The 18,544-nt window shown below is 62.5% G+C and carries 17 protein-coding genes; 14 read left to right on the forward strand and 3 right to left on the reverse strand.

The window, feature by feature from the left end; all coding sequences use genetic code 11:
• Positions 1-14: 14 nt before the first annotated feature.
• From AN189_RS06940 to glpK, 8 genes are all read left to right on the forward strand, one after another.
• Positions 15-1,037 (forward strand): LacI family DNA-binding transcriptional regulator, encoded by a 1,023-nt coding sequence (locus tag AN189_RS06940; RefSeq protein ID WP_083484287.1) that lies wholly within the window; start codon positions 15-17, stop codon positions 1,035-1,037.
• 71 nt (positions 1,038-1,108) lie between these two features.
• The gene (locus AN189_RS06945) at positions 1,109-2,467 is read left to right on the forward strand and encodes an ABC transporter substrate-binding protein (RefSeq protein ID WP_056033083.1); all 1,359 of its coding nucleotides are present in this window, start codon (positions 1,109-1,111) and stop codon (positions 2,465-2,467) included.
• An 89-nt stretch (positions 2,468-2,556) separates the two neighbouring features.
• Positions 2,557-3,537 carry a carbohydrate ABC transporter permease gene (locus AN189_RS06950; protein ID WP_056033310.1) on the forward strand — a complete coding sequence of 327 codons (981 nt, stop codon included), beginning with the start codon at positions 2,557-2,559 and terminating at the stop codon, positions 3,535-3,537.
• Positions 3,538-3,547: 10 nt separating this feature from the next.
• Complete coding sequence (locus AN189_RS06955; protein ID WP_056033086.1) at positions 3,548-4,702, forward strand: carbohydrate ABC transporter permease; 1,155 nt, start codon at positions 3,548-3,550, stop codon at positions 4,700-4,702.
• A gap of 11 nt (positions 4,703-4,713) precedes the next feature.
• Complete coding sequence (locus tag AN189_RS06960; protein WP_056033089.1) at positions 4,714-5,805, forward strand: ABC transporter ATP-binding protein; 1,092 nt, start codon at positions 4,714-4,716, stop codon at positions 5,803-5,805.
• Between the two features lie 103 nt (positions 5,806-5,908).
• Positions 5,909-6,340: a type II 3-dehydroquinate dehydratase gene (aroQ, locus tag AN189_RS06965; protein WP_056033092.1), complete on the forward strand. Its 432-nt coding sequence runs from the start codon at positions 5,909-5,911 to the stop codon at positions 6,338-6,340.
• 56 nt (positions 6,341-6,396) lie between these two features.
• A complete protein-coding gene (glpD, locus tag AN189_RS06970; RefSeq protein WP_056033095.1) occupies positions 6,397-7,962 on the forward strand; it encodes a glycerol-3-phosphate dehydrogenase in 1,566 nt (521 codons plus the stop codon).
• Between the two features lie 37 nt (positions 7,963-7,999).
• The gene (glpK, locus tag AN189_RS06975) at positions 8,000-9,493 is read left to right on the forward strand and encodes a glycerol kinase GlpK (RefSeq protein ID WP_056033097.1); all 1,494 of its coding nucleotides are present in this window, start codon (positions 8,000-8,002) and stop codon (positions 9,491-9,493) included.
• Here glpK and AN189_RS06980 read toward each other — a convergent pair.
• Positions 9,478-9,924: a DMT family transporter gene (locus tag AN189_RS06980; RefSeq protein ID WP_056033100.1), complete on the reverse strand. Its 447-nt coding sequence runs from the start codon at positions 9,922-9,924 to the stop codon at positions 9,478-9,480. The genes glpK and AN189_RS06980 overlap by 16 nt on opposite strands.
• Positions 9,921-10,391: a DMT family transporter gene (locus tag AN189_RS06985; protein WP_056033103.1), complete on the reverse strand. Its 471-nt coding sequence runs from the start codon at positions 10,389-10,391 to the stop codon at positions 9,921-9,923. The genes AN189_RS06980 and AN189_RS06985 overlap by 4 nt, the downstream gene beginning before the upstream one ends.
• A gap of 174 nt (positions 10,392-10,565) precedes the next feature.
• Here AN189_RS06985 and rpsD point away from each other — a divergent pair, with 174 nt between their 5' ends.
• Both rpsD and AN189_RS06995 read left to right on the forward strand, forming a co-directional pair.
• On the forward strand, positions 10,566-11,186 hold the full coding sequence (gene rpsD / locus AN189_RS06990) for a 30S ribosomal protein S4 (protein WP_056033106.1): 621 nt from the start codon (positions 10,566-10,568) through the stop codon (positions 11,184-11,186).
• A gap of 157 nt (positions 11,187-11,343) precedes the next feature.
• Positions 11,344-11,997: a pyridoxamine 5'-phosphate oxidase family protein gene (locus tag AN189_RS06995; RefSeq protein ID WP_172794873.1), complete on the forward strand. Its 654-nt coding sequence runs from the start codon at positions 11,344-11,346 to the stop codon at positions 11,995-11,997.
• Positions 11,998-12,093: 96 nt separating this feature from the next.
• On the opposite strand, the gene AN189_RS07000 is transcribed toward AN189_RS06995, so the two are convergent.
• Entirely contained in the window at positions 12,094-13,485 is a 1,392-nt protein-coding gene (locus tag AN189_RS07000) for a sorbosone dehydrogenase family protein (protein ID WP_157057407.1), read from the reverse strand.
• 130 nt (positions 13,486-13,615) lie between these two features.
• Here AN189_RS07000 and AN189_RS07005 point away from each other — a divergent pair, with 130 nt between their 5' ends.
• The 4 genes from AN189_RS07005 (at position 13,616) to AN189_RS07020 (ending at position 18,241) form a co-directional block, all read left to right on the forward strand.
• Positions 13,616-15,205 carry a sulfatase-like hydrolase/transferase gene (locus tag AN189_RS07005; RefSeq protein WP_056033112.1) on the forward strand — a complete coding sequence of 530 codons (1,590 nt, stop codon included), beginning with the start codon at positions 13,616-13,618 and terminating at the stop codon, positions 15,203-15,205.
• A gap of 144 nt (positions 15,206-15,349) precedes the next feature.
• A complete protein-coding gene (hisC, locus tag AN189_RS07010; RefSeq protein ID WP_056033115.1) occupies positions 15,350-16,438 on the forward strand; it encodes a histidinol-phosphate transaminase in 1,089 nt (362 codons plus the stop codon).
• Entirely contained in the window at positions 16,435-17,352 is a 918-nt protein-coding gene (locus AN189_RS07015; protein WP_083484289.1) for a prephenate/arogenate dehydrogenase family protein, read from the forward strand. Before hisC ends, AN189_RS07015 begins: the two co-directional genes overlap by 4 nt.
• Positions 17,315-18,241: an extensin family protein gene (locus tag AN189_RS07020; RefSeq protein WP_083484290.1), complete on the forward strand. Its 927-nt coding sequence runs from the start codon at positions 17,315-17,317 to the stop codon at positions 18,239-18,241. Before AN189_RS07015 ends, AN189_RS07020 begins: the two co-directional genes overlap by 38 nt.
• The last annotated feature ends 303 nt before the right edge of the window (positions 18,242-18,544 follow it).

Consider the following 18,544-nt stretch of genomic DNA (forward strand, 5'->3'; position numbering starts at 1 on the left):
GGGGATGATGCGGCATGGTAACGCTCAAAGACATTTCACGGGATCTCGGGCTGTCAGTGACACAGGTCAGTCGCGCCCTGGGTGATCACACGGATGTGAACCCGCAGACGAAACAGCGCGTGCGCGCGGCGGCGGACCGGCTGGGGTATCGGCCCAATGCCGTGGCACGCGGGCTCAAGACGGGGCGGTCGGGGATCGTCGCGATGGTGGTGTCCGGCACGCGCAGCCCCGAGGTCAGCGCCCATTTGCTGGAAATCGTGATGGGGTTGTCGGCCGAATTTTCGCGAATCGGTTTGCGATTTGTGCTGCATGTGGCGCAGCCCGACGAGGACACCGCGCAGCTGCACGAGGATTTGTTTCTGGCAGGTGGCATCGACGGGTTCATCGTCATCAGCCCGCTGCGCCATGATCCCCGTATCAAGGCCCTGCGACGGCTGGGGGCGGCATTCGTGGTGCATGGGCGTGATCCCGACCAGCGACATGTGCATGTGGACATCGACAATCATGGCGTGGGCTACCGGCTGGCGGATCATCTGCTGGCGCGCGGACACAGGCGAATCGCGTTCCTGACCGCAGGGGATCACACGTTTTTCTCGCAGGAACGAGTGCGTGGATTGCGGCAGGCCTATGCCGACAGAGGGCTTGATTGTGCAGCGGCACAGGTGATCGGCATGCCGATGATCGCGCCCGAGGGGTATCGCGCAACGCGGGACCTGTTGTCGCAAACGCAGCCACCGACGGCCATCATCGCGGGCAACACCATGCTGGCGCGCGGGGTCTATGCCGCGGCGGCTGAATGCAATGTCGCGATCCCGGGGGAATTGTCCGTGATCACCCATGACGACGGGTTGGACCTGTTCGGCACCGATACATTTGATCCGCCCCTGGGTGGCACGATTTCACCTTTGTCGGATGCCTGGGTCAGCGTCGCGCGGACGTTGCAAAACATGATTGCTGCACAAAATGATGGGTTGATGGAATGCATATTACCGTTAGGGTTTAGGGAAGGCGGTTCGGTTCAGTCAGTTTTAGATTGACGGCATTCGTAGAATTTGCCCTAAATCCGAAACGTTTCGGAAAAGACAAACTGTTATCTGGGAGGATATCAATGACACGTACAATCACCGGCGTTAGCGCTATCGCGCTGATCACCGTTGCGGGCTCTGCCTTTGCGCAGGACTTGATCGTTCCGCAGGGCGAAGGCGATTTCGCTTGGGCCGCGCTGGAGGAATTCGCAGCAAACTACGATTTCACGGGTGAAACGCTGAACGTGACTGGCGCCACCACGGGCGACGACGCACAGCGTTACCGCAACCTGTATGCCTACTTCGAGCAGGCGACCGGTGCGACCGTCGAATATTCCGGTTCGGAATCCTTTGAGCAGGACATCGTGATCGCGTCGCAAGCCGGTGGTCTGCCTGACGTGGCACTGTTCCCGCAGCCCGGTCTGGCCAAGGACCTGGCGGCACAGGGCGCGCTGGTCCCCGTCGCCGAAGGCATGACCAATTTCATGGTCGACAACTATGCGGCCGGCGAAAGCTGGAAGCAGCTGGCGACCTTCCCGGGTGCCGATGGCAACGAGGACGTGTTCGGCCTGTTCTTTGGTACGGACGTCAAATCGCTGGTCTGGTACGTGCCCGAGCAGTTCGAAGAAGCCGGTTACGACATTCCTGAAACCCAGGAAGAGCTGATGGCGCTGAGCCAGCAGATCGTCGAAGACGGTGGCACCCCCTGGTGCATCGGTCTGGGTTCCGGTGCAGCCACCGGCTGGCCCGCGACCGACTGGGTCGAGGACATGATGCTGCGCACTGCGTCGCTCGAGGATTATGACCGCTGGGTCAGCAACGACCTGCCGTTCAACGACCCGATCGTCGTCAACGCCATCGAGCAGTACGGCATGTATGCCCTGACCGAAGGTTTTGCAGACGGTGGCCCCGAGGCCGCAGCCACGACCGACTTCCGCGACAGCCCCGACGGCCTGTTCGACCTGCCGCCCAAGTGCTACATGCACAAGCAGGCATCGTTCATTCCGATCTTCTTCCCAGAGGGTGTCGAGGCCGGTACGGACGTAGAGTTCTTCTACTTCCCGCCGTTCGAGGCGAATTCCGATCTGGGTCGCCCGGTTCTGGGGTCCGGTGGTCTGGCGTCCGTGACCAATGATCGTCCGATCACCACGGCGTTCATGGAATTCCTGGGCACGCCGATCGCGCATGAGCTGATGATGACGCAGGGCCAGTTCCTGTCGCCCCACGTCGATGCGAACCTGGACATCTATACCTCTGACGTGCAGCGCGCACTGGGTGAGATCCTGACCACGGCCACGTCGTTCCGTTTCGACGGTTCCGACCTGATGCCGGGCGAGATCGGCACCAATGCGTTCTGGACCGGCATGGTGGATTACACCACCGGTGCGGATGCACAGTCGGTCGCGGATGCGATCCAGAGCCGTTGGAACGAAATCAAGTAAACACTTGATCTGAAACTGCCGGGTCCCGCATCGGGGCCCGGCATCTGTGCCGGTTATCCGGCGAAATGCCGCTTTGGGAGGGGACGCGCATGAACCCGGTTTTTCAGGGTCTGATTACAATTGGCATCGGCGTCGGGGGCATCTTTCTCTATTTCGTCGCGTCCAATGCCTTGCTGGACAAGGTGCTGTTTCCAGCCAAGGGCAAGAACGCTTCTCGGAACATCAACCGCGCGAACACGGTCAGGCCATGGCTGTTTCTGGCCCCCACCATCATCGCGCTGAGCCTGTATCTGGTCTATCCGGTGATCGGTTCGTTCTACCGGTCGCTGTTCAACCGGTCCGGTGACGAATTCGTCGCCTTTAGCAACTACACCACGATGTTTGCGTCGTCCGAATTCCGCACCGCGTTCTGGAACAACGTCCTGTGGGCACTGGTCGTGCCGTCGGTTTCGACCTTTCTTGGACTGCTGATCGCGCAGCTGACCGACAAGCTGCGCTGGGGCAATATCGCCAAGTCGCTGATTTTCATGCCGATGGCGATTTCGTTCGTCGGCGCGTCGCTGATCTGGAAATTCGTCTACGCCATCGACCCCGAACTGGGCATCATCAACGCGATCCGCGTGAACATGTTCGGGCTGGACCCGATGGACGTTCTGCAGGTCGCATTCTGGAACAACCTGTTCCTGATGGTCATCCTGATCTGGGTGCAGACCGGTTTCGCCATGGTGATCCTGTCGGCCGCCCTGCGTGGCATCCCCGAGGAAACCATCGAGGCCGCGATCATCGACGGCGCGAACCCGTTCCAGATCTTTTTCAAGATCCAGGTGCCGCAGATCACCAACACCATCATCGTCGTGTTCACGACGACGACCATCCTGGTGCTCAAGGTGTTCGACATCGTCTACGCCATGACGGGCGGCAACTTTAACACGCAGATTCTGCCCAGCTACATGATGCAATTCATGTTCCGCGATGACGGGCGCGCCACGGCCGTGGCCATCGTCATCATGCTGATCGTGACGCCCGTGATGATCCAGAACATCCGGCAAGCACGCGCCGAAATGCGCTGAGGGGGATACCATGGACAATATTGCAGGTAAAAAATCCGGTCTGACCATCGCGGTGAACATCACGGTGTTCCTGCTGGTGTTGATCTGGCTGATCCCGACCGTGGGTCTGTTCGTGTCGTCCTTTCGTGATCGCGATGCGATTTCATCGTCGGGCTGGTGGCTGGCGCCATTTTCCACCGAACAGACGTTCCGGGGGCGGGGTGACGTTGATTCCATCACGCAGGACGGCGCGTTGTTCGTTTTGTCCGGCAACGTGTTTCAGGACCCCGAAATCGCGCCCGCATTTCCCAACGGTGAAGGCGAAATTGCGGCCTTTGGTGATTCAGGCCGCGCGCCGGGTGAATATCCCGCAGGCGAAATTGCTGATCTGGGCGATGGCGAAACACTGATCGTCGAGCCCAACGGCGACTATATCTACACGGTGCCCGAGGACCCTGGAAACAGGGGGCCGCGCTATTATGTGGTCGCGTCCACGCCGCCGAGTTTTACCCTCGACAACTATCGCACGGTGTTGAACGCGGGCGGCATGGGGCAGGCGTTCATCAACACGCTGACCGTGACCATCCCGACCACGATCATCCCGATCCTGATGGCGGCCTTTGCGGCCTATGCGCTGGCCTGGATGGATTTCCGCGGTCGTGCCTTTCTGATCGCGGCAATCATCGGCCTGCTGGTGGTGCCGTTGCAGCTGGCACTCGTGCCGATGTTGCAGCTGCATTACAATCTGGGGATCGGGCAGTCATTCCTGGGGATCTGGCTGGCCCACTCTGCCTTTGGTCAACCGTTGGCGGTGTATCTGCTGCGCAACTACATGATCGGCCTGCCGCGCGACATCATCGAGAGTGCGCGTGTGGATGGTGGCACCGATTTCCAGATCTTCATGAAGATCATCCTGCCCTTGTCGTTCCCCGCACTGGCCGCATTCGCGATTTTCCAGTTCCTGTGGACATGGAATGACCTGCTGATCGCCAAGGTGTTCCTGCCCAGTTCCGAAGAAGCCAAGGTCATGACCGTCAAGATCGCCGACGACCTGCTGGGATCGCGTGGCGGTGACTGGGGCATCCTTGCTGCCGCTGCGTTCGTGTCGATCTCGATCCCGCTTTTGGTGTTCTTTACCCTGCAACGCTACCTCGTCCGCGGCCTGTTGGCCGGTTCCGTGAAATAAGGAGACCTGTCATGGCTACTCTTCAACTGACCGACGTCGCCAAGACCTATGGTGGAACCGTCGACGTTCTGAAAAACATCAATCTTGATATCAAGAAGGGCGAGTTGATCGTTTTCGTCGGACCATCCGGCTGCGGCAAGTCCACCTTGTTGCGGATGATCGCAGGTCTGGAAAAGATCACCGGCGGCGAATTGCAGATCGACGGGCAGGTGGTGAACGACGTGCCACCCGCGCAGCGTGGCATCGCGATGGTATTCCAGTCCTACGCGCTTTATCCGCACATGACTGTGCGCGACAACATGACCTTTGCCCTGAAACTGGCGAAAAAGTCCAAGGAAGAGATCGACGCCGCCGTGTCCAAGGCCGCCAAGATCCTGCAACTTGAACCCTACCTCGACCGTCTGCCCAAGGCCTTGTCGGGTGGCCAGCGCCAGCGGGTCGCCATCGGGCGGTCCATCGTGCGCGACCCCAAGGTCTATCTGTTCGACGAACCCCTGTCGAACCTCGATGCGGCGCTGCGCGTGGCCACCCGGATCGAGATTGCGCAGCTCAAGGAATCGATGCCGGATTCCACGATGATCTACGTGACGCACGATCAGGTCGAGGCCATGACGCTGGCCAGCCGGATCGTGGTGCTGGCCAACAAGGGGATCGCACAGGTCGGCACACCGCTGGAACTGTACGAGCGGCCGGAAAACGAATTCGTCGCGCAGTTCATCGGGTCGCCCGCGATGAACCTGCTGTCAGGTGAGATCGTGGAAACCGGCGCGATGACCAAGGTGAACCTGGACGGCGGCGGCATCGCCGTTGCGGCCGTGCCGACACAGGCTGCCGACAAGGGCCTGAAGGTCAACGTGGGCGTCCGGCCCGAGGACCTGTTCGAGGCGCAAGGTGGCGATTTCATTTTCGACGCCAAGGTGAACATCACCGAAGCGCTGGGCGAGGTGACGCTGTTGTATTTCGAACCGCAGGGCGATCAGGATGCGCTGATCGGCAAGCTGCCGGGCATTCACGGCGATCTGCGCGGCAAACCGGTCAAGATGACGGCCAAGCCCGAAAAGGTGCAGATTTTCCACAACGGTCATTCGCTGCACTACCGCTGATCCAGCGGCCACACTTTGCATCGGCGCGCCTGTCTGGCGCGCCTTTTGCGTTACATGGGGCGCGATTTGGGGCATGGTCCGGCCAAAGACCCAAGGAAACACCATGCCAACCATCCTGATCCTGAACGGCCCGAACCTGAACCTGTTGGGCCAGCGACAGCCCGAAATATATGGGGCTGAGACGCTGGACGACGTGGCCGACCAGTGTCGCGCGGTGGTGGGTGATGCCGCAGACCTGCGGTTTGCACAGTCCAACCACGAAGGCGCGCTGGTCGATCTGATCCAGGAGGCACGCGGCACCACCGATGCCATCGTCATCAATCCGGGTGCCTATTCGCATACCTCGGTCGCGATCCTGGATGCACTGAACGCCTATGATGGTGCCGTGATCGAGGTGCATATCTCGAACATCCACAAACGCGAGGCGTTCCGCCATCATTCCTATGTCTCAGGTCGCGCCGATGCGGTGATTGCCGGGCTGGGGGTTGAGGGATACGCCGCAGCGCTACGGCGTTTGATGCAACTTTTGTCCTGACGGTTTCATTCCACCGCCGATGCCTTAGGTGAGGGGCAGACGCGAAGGAACGGATCATGGACTACGATATTTTTGTTATCGGCGGCGGCATCAACGGTGCGGGCATTGCGCGTGATGCTTCCGGGCGCGGGCTGCGCACGGGGTTGGCGGAAATGAACGATCTGGCCTCTGCCACGTCCAGCGCATCGACCAAGCTGTTCCATGGCGGTCTGCGCTATCTGGAATATTTCGAAATCAATCTGGTGCGTCACGCGCTGGCGGAACGTGAAACGCTGCTGCGTGCGATGCCGCATATTTCCTGGCCGATGCGGTTCGTGCTGCCCTACGCGCCCGAAATGCGGTTCGAGGGCGAAACACCGACGTCCAGGATCCTCAATGTCGTGATGCCCTGGATGAAGGGCCGTCGCCCGATGTGGCTGATCCGGTTGGGGCTGTTCTTGTACGACAACCTTGGCGGTCGCACGATCCTGCCGGGGACAAAAACGCTGGACCTGACCACCGGACCAGAGGGTGCCCCGCTGGAGGATCGGTTCAAGGTCGCCTACGAGTATTCCGACTGCTGGATCGAGGACAGCCGGCTGGTCGTGCTGAACGCCCGTGACGCACAGGCGCGGGGCGCGGATATCATGACGCGCACCCGTGTGCTGGCCGCCCACCGGACGGGCGATCACTGGACCATTGATCTGGATGGCCCGGATGGCGCGCGCAGCGTGACAGCGCGGGCGCTGGTCAACGCAGGCGGCCCCTGGGTCGGGAACATAATCCACGACACCGTGCAGGTCGACAGCACCGAAGGCGTGCGTCTGGTGCGGGGTAGTCACATCGTGACCCGCCGCCTGTTCGATCATGACAAGGCGTATTTTTTCCAGGGCGAGGACGGGCGCATCATTTTCGCCATCCCCTACGAGACCGATTTCACGCTGATCGGCACGACAGACGCGGCCCACGAAAACCCCGACGAAAAACCCGTCTGCACCCCCGAAGAGGCGCAATATCTGGTTGATTTCGCCAATGCCTATTTCAAGAACGACATCACGACCGACGACATCGTCTGGACCTATTCCGGTGTGCGGCCCCTCTATGACGACGGGGCGAAATCCGCGACGGCCGCGACGCGGGATTACGTGCTCAAGGTCGAGGCGGATGGCGGTGCGCCGATCCTGAACATCTTTGGCGGCAAGATCACGACCTACCGCAAACTGGCCGAGGATGCGCTGGACAAGCTGGCCCCGTTTTTCGACGATCTTGCGCCGAAATGGTCGGCGGGTGTCGCCATGCCCGGTGGCAATTTCCCGGTCGAGGACGTGGCCAGCATGATTGCCGGATTGCAGGCGGATTTCGCATTCCTGACACCCTATTGGGCGGGCCGTCTGATCCGCGCCTATGGAACAGAGGCACGCGATATTCTGGGGGATGCGACAACGGCAGAGGACCTGGGTCCCGATTTCGGCGCGACCCTGACCGGGGCAGAGGTGCGCTGGCTGATGACCCGCGAATACGCCCGCACCGCAGAGGACGTGGTCTGGCGGCGCACGAAACTGGGTCTGCGGCTGGATGCAGGTCAGATTGCGGCGCTGGACGCCTGGATGTCAGAAGCGGACTTTTCCACCCCCACCAAATAGGCGATGATGTGCACTCGCGCGTCAGGGAGGAAGCGACATGAGCAAATTTATTCTGGCCATTGATCAGGGCACCACGTCGTCGCGTGCGATCCTCTTTGATGCCGAGATGAAACCCGTCGCCACCGCCCAGGAGGAATTTCCCCAGCATTTCCCGCAGTCGGGCTGGGTTGAACACGATCCGGCGGATTTGTGGACCTCGACGGCTGCGACCTGTCGGTCGGTGATCGAACGCGCGGGGCTGCGCGTCGGCGACATTGCCGCCATCGGCATCACCAACCAGCGCGAAACAACCGTGGTCTGGGACAAGACGACGGGCGAGGCGATCCACAACGCGATTGTCTGGCAGGACCGTCGGACGGCCGCGATCTGCCGCGATCTGGCAGAGCACGCAGATACGGTGACCGCCAAGACGGGCCTGCTGCTGGACCCGTATTTTTCGGGGACCAAGCTGAAATGGATCCTGGACAACGTCGAAGGGGCCCGCGAACGCGCCCGCAACGGAGAGTTGCTGTTCGGCACCGTCGATAGCTGGCTGATCTGGAAACTGACGGGCGGCGCGTCGCATGTCACGGATGCCACGAACGCCTGCCGTACGATGCTGTATGACATTCACAACGGGCGCTGGTCCTCGACCATCTGCGATCTGCTGGATATCCCGCAGCAGATGCTGCCGCAGGTGATGGATTGTGCCGCCGATTTCGGTGTGACGCGCCCGGATCTGTTCGGTGCCGAGATTCCTATTCTGGGTGTGGCGGGGGACCAGCAGGCAGCGACGCTGGGGCAGGCCTGTTTCCAGCCCGGCATGTTGAAATCCACCTACGGCACCGGGTGTTTTGCGCTGCTGAACACGGGAGATACGCCCGTCGCCAGCACCTCGCGGCTGTTGACAACGATCGCCTACCAGTTGGACGGCAAACCCACCTATGCGCTGGAGGGGTCTATTTTCATCGCGGGGGCTGTGGTGCAATGGCTGCGCGACGGGCTGAAGCTGATCCGCGAGGCCAAGGAAACACAGCCCCTCGCAGAGGCATCCGACCCCGATCAGGACGTGGTATTGGTGCCGGCCTTTACCGGCCTGGGCGCGCCCTATTGGAACGCCGATTGCCGGGGTGCGATTTTCGGCATGTCGCGCAACACCGGACCCGAGGAATTTGCACGAGCCGCGCTGGAATCCGTGGGCTATCAGACGCGCGATCTGCTGGATGCGATGCGCGCCGACTGGCAGGGGCAGGCGGGTGACGCCGCCCTGCGCGTGGACGGCGGCATGAGCGCGTCCGACTATGCCATGCAGTTTCTGTCGGACATCATCGGTGCGCGTGTGGACCGCCCGCAGGTGTTGGAAACGACCGCGATGGGGGCGGCCTGGCTGGCAGGTTACCGCGCGGGGCTCTATCCCGATCAGGACGGCTTTGCCGCGACATGGGCGCTGGACCGGACCTTCGATCCGCAGATGGACCCGGACAAGCGGGCACAGAAATATGGCCGTTGGCAGCGGGCGGTGCAGGCGACGTTGACCTATACGGGCGACTGAGCCGCTTTGACCTTGGGGCCTCGGCTGACCCACATCCCGGTGAGGATCAGCGCGACCCCGATCGTGCGCGCCAGTGGTGATCCCGGCGCGCCCGTGATCAGGTCGATCACCACGCCCGACACCATCTGACCCGCGATGATCAGCAGGGCGGTTTGCGCCGCCCCGATCCGCGTGACCAACCAGCTGGAGGCCGCGATGAACACGACGCCGCCCGTGCCGCCCAGCCAGGCCCACCACGGGACCTCGGCCACCTGTGCATCGCGCAACCCGCCAAAGATCAACGCGGCAATGGTCAGGGCGACAGCACCCACGATGTGATTCCAGAACGACGATTCCAGCGCCGAGGTATTGAGGCTGAGACGGCCGTTGATCTGACGGCTGAGGATCACCAGAACACCGGCGGCAAAGGCCACGAGGACGGGCAGGATCACGCTGCACCTCCGAGAAAGATCAGGACCAGCGATCCGGTCACGATCAGCGCGAGCGCGGCCATGTCCCGCGCGCCTGGCATCCGTTGCCGCAGACCGAACAACCCGCGTGCGTCTGCGATCAGGCTGAACACCATCTGTCCCGCGAGCCCGATTGCCAACGTCCCGGACAGTGCCAGCGGCGTGTTCAAGGCATAGGACGTGGCCATCACGGTGACGGCCCCCGACAAACCGCCCGCATAGGACCACAGCGGCGGGCGTACCTTGCTTGTGCGGCCGGGGCGCAGGATCGCCAGTGCGATCAGGGCGGCCACGGTGCCCGTGGCGTGTGGCACCCAGCTTGAAAACAGCAATGACCCGTATTGCGCCAGCGTGCCGTTGAACAGCACCATCAGTGACAACAGCCCGCCCGCGCCGAAGGCTGCGAGAAAGGCGAGCGGATGGGTCGGGGATTGTGTTGGGTCTGTCATGGGCGCAGATGTGCCTCCAATGCCCTGCAGGCACAAGCCCGCATGGTGTTGACAGCGTCGCGCACATGACCTAAGCGCCCCGGACACTGGTGTTGGTGGCCCCCGCAAGGGGATGCCTGTCGGGGGTAACCCAAAGGACAACGCCCTTCGTAACGCAAATGAAGGAGATCAGCCGTGACCAAACGCACGTCTGCCAAGTACAAAATTGACCGCCGCATGGGCGAAAACATCTGGGGCCGTCCGAAGTCCCCGGTCAACCGTCGTGAATATGGCCCCGGCCAGCACGGTCAGCGCCGCAAGGGCAAGGTTTCCGACTTTGGTCTGCAGCTGCGCGCCAAGCAGAAGCTGAAAGGCTACTACGGCGACCTGACCGAAAAGCAGTTCCGTCGCATCTACGGCGAAGCCGAGCGCGTCAAGGGCGACACCGGTGAGAACCTGATCGGCCTGCTGGAGCGCCGTCTGGACGCCGTCGTTTACCGCGCCAAGTTCGTGGCAACCGTTTTCGCCGCACGCCAGTTCGTGAACCACGGCCACGTCACCGTGAACGGCAAGCGCGTCAACATCCCGTCCTACCGCGTCAAGGAAGGCGACGTCATCGCTGTTCGCGACAAGTCCAAGCAGCTGGAAATGGTGCTGGTGGCCGCCCAACTGCCAGAGCGTGACGTGCCCGACTACATGGAAGTCGACCATTCCAAGATGACCGCCACCTTTGTGCGGACCCCGACGCTGGGTGATGTCCCTTATCCGGTGACGATGGAACCGAACCTGGTCGTCGAATTCTACGCCAAGAACTAATCGGTTCTGGCCCGCGATACGAAAGGCCGCCCCTTGGGGCGGCCTTTTGCGTTTATCGGTATGTCCTTTCGCGGTGCGCCACCGGCCTTATTATTGGACGGGCACCGTCAGCGCCCGTAGGGTTTCCCTGTTCAAAGACAAAAGGGATCGGTGTGAAGTGACGAAGCCGGACGTATTGAATACGGACTTTATCTTGCGCGACGAGGCGGAGCTGCGGCAGTTGTTTGCCCCGACGCATGATATCGCGATCAAGAAAAGTTTGAACCATTTGGACAAACATGCGCGCGCGTTCATTGAACGGTCGCCATTCATCTGCATTGGCACACAGTCGAGTAACGGCGCGGCAGATGTCAGTCCGCGCGGCGACCCTCCCGGTTTCGTCAAGGTGCATGACGACCGAACGTTGCTGATCCCTGACCGTCCGGGCAACAACCGTCTTGATACTTTGACGAACATCATGACCAACGGTCATATTGGCCTGCTTTTTATCGTGCCCGGTTTCGACGACACGCTGCGCGTCAATGGCACAGCCGTCGTCACGCGGGACCCCGACCTAATGGTGCAGATGGCCGTGAATGATCGGACACCGACCGTTGCGATTGCTATCAGCGTCGATGAGGTTTTCATTCATTGTGCCAAAGCGTTCCGGCGCGCGAAGCTGTGGAGTCCCGATGCGCAGCAGGATCGAGGTGATGTTCCATCGTTGATGAATATCATCCTCGACCAGACGACAGGGGCACCAAAGGATCCAGAGCAACTGGCCAAGCTCGATCAAGACCTTGAGGCGGAGTATCGACAGACGATGTACTGATGGCTGTGTCGCAAATCGGTATGGGCAATCTATGCCGATGTCAGAACGCGACAACGTGAAGGACCGCCCAACAGGGCGGCCCGAGTGTCATGCGATTCAGTTCGAGTCTTTGGTTTCGGAATCCGTTTCCCCGGCCTGTGATTGCGGGGCATCATATGTCACGCGCCAGACGGTGTTGCCTGTATCATCGGCGATGAACATCGCGCCGTCGGGGGCGAATTCGACATCCACGGGGCGGCCCCAGACCTCTGCCCGCTGGTCGTTTTCAACCCAGAACCCGGTGGCAAAGTTCTCATACGTTCCGGTCGGCATGCCGTTTTCAAATGGGGCGAACACGACCTTGTAGCCGGTGGGCTGGGTGCGGTTCCATGATCCCTTGAATGCGACGAAGGCACCGTTTCGATATGCCTCTGGCAGTTGCGCGCCGTCCTCGGGGAATTCGAGGTCCATCGCGGCGGAATGCGGCTGGAAAAACATGTCGGGTTCAAGTGCGGCTGCGACCTTGTCCGGGGCCTGTTCGGCGAAACCGGGCTGTGGGTTCTGACCGATGTAGGAATAGGGCCAGCCATAGAACCCATCCTGCTGCACGTTGATCAGGAAATCGGGCACGAGGTCATCGCCCGTGCCGTCGCGTTCCTGCACGACCGCGAACAAATCACCGCTGTCGGGATGGATCGCCAGCCCTGCGGGGTTACGCACACCGGTGGCCACGGTGCTGATCAGTGATCCATCGGGGCGAAAGGCCTGAATGGACGCGGGCACGCCCGGTTCGACCGAGATGTTCCCGTTCGACCCGATACCGACGTAAAGTGTGCCATCGTCACCGATGGCGATGTCACGATTGACGTGACCAAAGGGACCGTCACCGAATGCGCCCTCTGGCGTGATCATGGTCTGGCCGGAAAAATCATGCTGCGGCACGCGTTCGTCCTGCGGCACCTCATCGACGGTCTGGTTTTGCGATCCGACAATGCGGATGCGGCCCTCGGTATAGGGCATGGCCCAGATGCCCATCAGGTCGGCAACGAGGATCTGCGGACCCTCTGCACCGTCGCGGTAGCTGACGCCGTAGGGCGCGGTGAACGGTTCGGCGTAGCGCGAGATCGTTTCCGCCGATCCGTCGCCATCCACGTCGCGCAGCAAGCCGATATAGCCAGCCGATTGATGGGCCACCAGAACATCGCCATTGGGCAGCACCTCGACCTGTCGCGGCGCGTCCTGCAATTGCGCGAACAGCGTCGCGGTAAAGCCTTCGGGCACGTTCAGTTGCGGCGGCGTATCGGCCAGCCGCAGGGCGGTATTGTTGACGTTCGGCCCCGTGTAGGGTTCGGGTGCCTGATCCATCGTGTAACGGAATGACAGCCCGACGGTGCGTTCCTGTTCGGGGGTCGCCTGACTGGACGGAATCGGTTCGTCCGTTGTTTCCTGCGCAAAAGACGGCGTGGCAAGGGCAGCAGTCGCGGTGGTCAGCAAAAGGGTTCTAAGCATCGGATCCAAATTTTCTGTTTGTTTGCAATCGTGGACCAACGCTTCGTAGCCACATCAGTTCCGGCACGGTCGAGAGAGGCGTTTCGCATGCCGCCTTTCGTCCGGATCGCAGGCGGGCTAGCAAGGCAGCATGAGCAAACCGAATATCGTGATGATCCTGGCCGACCACGTGGCGTTTCACGGCCACTACGGGTCCGACCGTTATCCGTACCGCTGGCCGCACCTTGACCGGATCGCAGGGCAGGGGGTGTGGTGCGATCAGGCGCGCTGCATCACGCCTGTTTGCACGCCGTCGCGCGCCAGTTTTTTGACCGGCAAGCGGCCCGATAAACACGGGTTGCGCTGGAACAGCGAATACCCGATCCCGCACAACCGCCGTGATTTCCGCGACGACGAGGTGCTGTATCCGGCCTACCTCGCGCAGGCGGGCTATGTAAATCACTACTACGGGAAATGGCACTGCGGCGTGAACAAGACCGCCGCCGATTACGGTCTGACGGGGTGGAGCCTGCCGGAATACGGCAACCTCTATGCCTCTGACCGGTACAAGGCCTATCTGGCCGCGCGTGGTCTGGAACAGCCCCGCTGCCGGATCGACCATCACCTGCTGCGGCCGGAGCTGGACGGCACGACGGTCCTGATGGACCCCGAAGAGCCGTGGGACTTCATGGACGGGGCGGGCGTGCTGCTGGGCGATCCCGCGGCGCAGGAACAGAATTTCGTCGCCAATATCGCCGCCGACGCGATCCGTGATCTCGCGCGCGGGGACGATCCGTTCAGCATGGTGATCAGCCTGTGGGGGCCGCATCATCCCTATTACCCGTCCGAAGAATTTGCAGCGCTCATCAACCCCGCCGACATTCCGCCCTATCCCAGCTTTGCCGAGGATCTGTCGGACAAGCCGTGGCGTTACCGCGTACAGCGCGATCTGCGGTGTCAGCACAGGGCCGGTGAACGCTGGCCGGACTGGGGCATCTGGCAGACCGTGCTGGCGCGGGCCTATGCGGCCGGGTTGCAGACGGATGCGGCGATCGGGCGGATTGCGGATGTATTGGAGGCCGAAGGGATTGCCGACAACACGCTGTTCATCGTCACCGCCGATCATGGCGATGGGCTGGCCGCCCACGGTGCAGGCTGGGACAAATACAGCAGCTTCAGCGAAGAGGTCGCGCGTATTCCACTGGTCATGCGCTGGCCTGACGGACTGCCCGCCGGTGCCGCGATCAGCGATCCGGTCACGTTGCTGGACGTGACCGCCACGATGATCGACGCAGCCGGCGCGCCGGTAGACTTGCATCCGCTGGGGCTGGACGGTGACAGCCTGTTGCCGATGGCGCGGGGGGCAGCGCGGCGCGCGGCGTTGATCTGCGATCATTTCGGCCATTCCGGCGATATCGCGTTCCAGAAGATCCTGTATCTGGACGGGTGGAAATACGTCTGTTGCTGGGGCGACGGGGATGAGCTGTACGATCTGACCGCCGATCCGTTTGAGCTGGACAACCGGGTGAATGATCCCGCGACCATCGACCGCCAGCACGTGATGCGCGACCGGATCATGGCGCATCTGGAGACACGCCGCGCCGCGCGGTCCACGTGGACGCCGGCCGCATTCTGGGAGGACGGGATCGTGTTCTCCTCGCCTGAATGGCCGCGCGAAGAAACGCTGCTGTTGTACAAGCTGCGCAGTCTTCAGGCCGATCCCGACTATCGCCCCGGCTGATTACGGGCCCTGTTTTTCGCGAAAAACAGGACGGCCACCCATTTTCGCGAAAATGGGGTGCGCCTGTGGTGGGCCTGCGCGCGCTTGTCACTGGTCAGTCTGCCCGCCGGGGGCTAGAACAGCGCAGACTAGAGGACGTATTCGATGACCACTGCCATTTCTCCCCGCCGTTCGATCATGGACATCTCGCTGTACAAGGGCGGTGACAGCACCGTCGCGGGTCAGTCCAACATCGTGAAATTGTCGTCCAACGAGAATCCCTTTGGCCCGCCCGACGCGGCCAAGGACGCCGTCGCCCGCGCGGTGCACGAGCTGCACCGCTATCCTTCGACGGATCACGCGTCCCTGCGCCAGGCGATTGCAGAGGTGCACGGCCTGGATGCGGCGCGGATCATTTGCGGCGTAGGTTCCGACGAGATCATCCATTTCCTGTGCCAGGCCTATATCGGTGATGGTGGCGAGGTGATCCATACCGAACACGGGTTCGCCATGTACCGGATCAGCACGCTGGCCAATGGCGGCACCCCGGTCGAGGTCAAGGAGCGCGAGCGCGTCACGGATGTCGATGCCATCCTTGCGGCCTGCACTGACAGGACCCGCCTTGTGTTTATTGCCAATCCCAACAACCCCACCGGCACCATGATCGGTCAGGCCGAGATCACGCGTCTGGCCGAAGGTATCCCGCCACAGGCGATCCTGGTGCTGGACGGGGCCTATGCCGAATATGTCGAAGGATTCGATGCCGGTGCCGCCATGGTCGAGGCGCGCGACAACGTGGTCATGACCCGCACCTTTTCCAAGATTTACGGGCTGGGCGGGTTGCGCGTGGGCTGGGGCTATGCGCCGATGGCCATCATCGATGTGCTGAACCGGGTGCGTGGCCCGTTCAACCTGTCGTCGCCTGCGCTGGCTGCCGCAGAGGCCGCCGTGCGTGACGTGGATTTCGTGGCGCGCTGTCGTGCGGAAAACGCGCGCTGCCGCGACTGGATGGCCAATGCGCTGGCCGAACTGGGTATCCCCTCGGACACCTCGACCGCGAATTTCGTGCTGGCGCGTTTCGCCTCCGAGGCAGAGGCCAATGCCTGCGACGATCACCTGCGGTCCGAAGGCATCCTGGTGCGACGAGTCGCGGGCTATAAGCTGCCCAATTGCCTGCGCATCACGGTCGGCGACGAATCCGCCTGCCGTCGCACCGTCCACGCAATCGCGCAATTCAAGGCGGGCAACGTGTGAGCGTGATCTACGACAAGGTCGCGCTGATCGGGCTGGGGCTGATCGCATCGTCGATGGCGCTGGCCATCAAGCGTGCGGGCCTCGCACGCGAGATCACCGGCTACGCCCGGTCGCAGCAGACCCGCGACATCGCCCGCGACATCGACCTGTGCACCGTCTGCGATACGGCCGCTGATGCGGTGCGCGATGCGGATCTTGTCGTGCTCTGCGTGCCGGTGGGGGCGATGGCCGCGGTGATGGCTGACATCGCACCCGCACTGAAAACGGGCGCGACCCTGTCCGACGTGGGATCGGTCAAGAAGGCCGTGATTGATGCGGTCGGTCCGCATGTGCCCGCAGGCGTGCATTTCGTCCCGGCTCATCCGCTGGCCGGGACCGAACATTCCGGTCCGCGTGCGGGGTTTGCCGAACTTTATGACAACCGATGGTGCATCATCGTGCCTGCCGAAGGCAGCGACCCTGCCGCCGTTGCGCGTCTGGCCGACCTGTGGCGCGGCATGGGGGCGAACGTCGACGAAATGGACGCCGAACATCACGATCTGGTGCTGGCCGTGACCAGCCACACACCGCACCTGATCGCCTATACCATGGTCGGCGTGGCCGACGACCTGAGCCGGGTCACCGACAGCGAGGTCATCAAGTATTCCGCCGCAGGGTTTCGGGATTTCACCCGGATCGCCGCCTCTGACCCCACCATGTGGCGGGATGTGTTCCTGTCGAACAAGGAGGCGACGCTGGAGATCCTCGGGCGGTTCACCGAAGAGCTGTTCGCCTTGCAGCGCGCGATCCGCACCGAGGACGGCGACCATCTGCACGATTATTTCACCCGGACACGGGCAATCCGGCGCGGCATCATCGAGGCCGGGCAGGATACCGATGCGCCCAATTTTGGCCGTGCCGTCAAGCCGCGCTGATCTGGCGGGCCTGTTGGCGCTGTGTCTGGCGCTGGCAGGGCCTGCGGGCGCGCAGGGCGCCGGTGATCCACCGCGGCCCGTCGCGCGTAGTCTGGCAGAGGTGCCGCTGCCGCGGCCCGTGCCGCGCCCGCAGATCACGGGCCTGGCCGAGGATGTGGCCCGCAGCGCACCATTGGTGCGCCCCGTGCTGCGCCCGCGCACGGAACCCAGCCTGGCAATCGGATACGAGACGACGCCGCTGCGCCGGGCTGAACGGGACCTGTTTGCCTTCAGCCCCTTTGCGCCGCGTGCGGTGGACCGTCCCGCCTCACGCCCCGCCAGCATCTTCACCGCCGCCGCCGAGCGACGCCAGGCACGGCTGCGCGGCCAGGTTTGCGGCGATCCGGCCATTCAGGGAGAGGCGATTGGCAATATCGCGGGACCCGGGGCCTGTGGCGTGACCGATGCCGTGCGCGTCCGGTCGGTTGCCGGGGTCACGCTGCAACCGGCCCCCACGATTGATTGCAAGACGGCCAGCGCGATGAAGGCCTGGGTCGCCCAGGGCATCAAGCCCGCGGTGGGCACGACAGGTGGCGGCGTGACCCGCCTGCGCGTCATCGGGCATTATTCCTGCCGCAACCGCGTCGGGGGCAGCTCTGGCAGCAGCCGCTTGTCGGAACACAGCTATGGCCGGGCCGTGGACGTGGCAGGGATCGGGCTGGCATCGGGGCGCGAGATCACGCTTTTGACCGATTGGAACAAGCCAGCCGAAGGCGCGATCCTGCGGGAAGTCTGGCGTAGTGCCTGCGGGCCCTTTGGCACGGTTCTGGGGCCTGATGCCAATGCGGCGCACCGTGACCATTTTCACGTCGACACCGCCCGATACCGGTCGGGTAGTTATTGCAGGTAAGGCAATGGAGCGCCCGTTCCGGGCGCACTGCATATTTTGACGCAGGAACGCGGCACCGTGCACAAGGCCGGCCCATGTCCGCTGCCCTATAGGTCACCGGGGGCGCTGCCCCCGCGCGTGCCGCGCTCCCCCGGGAATATTTGAGACCAGAAGAAGCATGGGCCGCTTGCCGCCGTAGGGTCGGGGTTCTATAAGCGCCACCGATGACGGGATTTCGGATCATACGAATTAGCCTCCCGGCGCGCTGAACCTTCGGCGCTGCCGGGTCACGCTATGTCTCCACCGAATGACCGAAAGGACGCC

The sequence above is a fragment of the Loktanella sp. 3ANDIMAR09 genome, from assembly GCF_001420005.1.
GTDB lineage: Bacteria > Pseudomonadota > Alphaproteobacteria > Rhodobacterales > Rhodobacteraceae > Loktanella.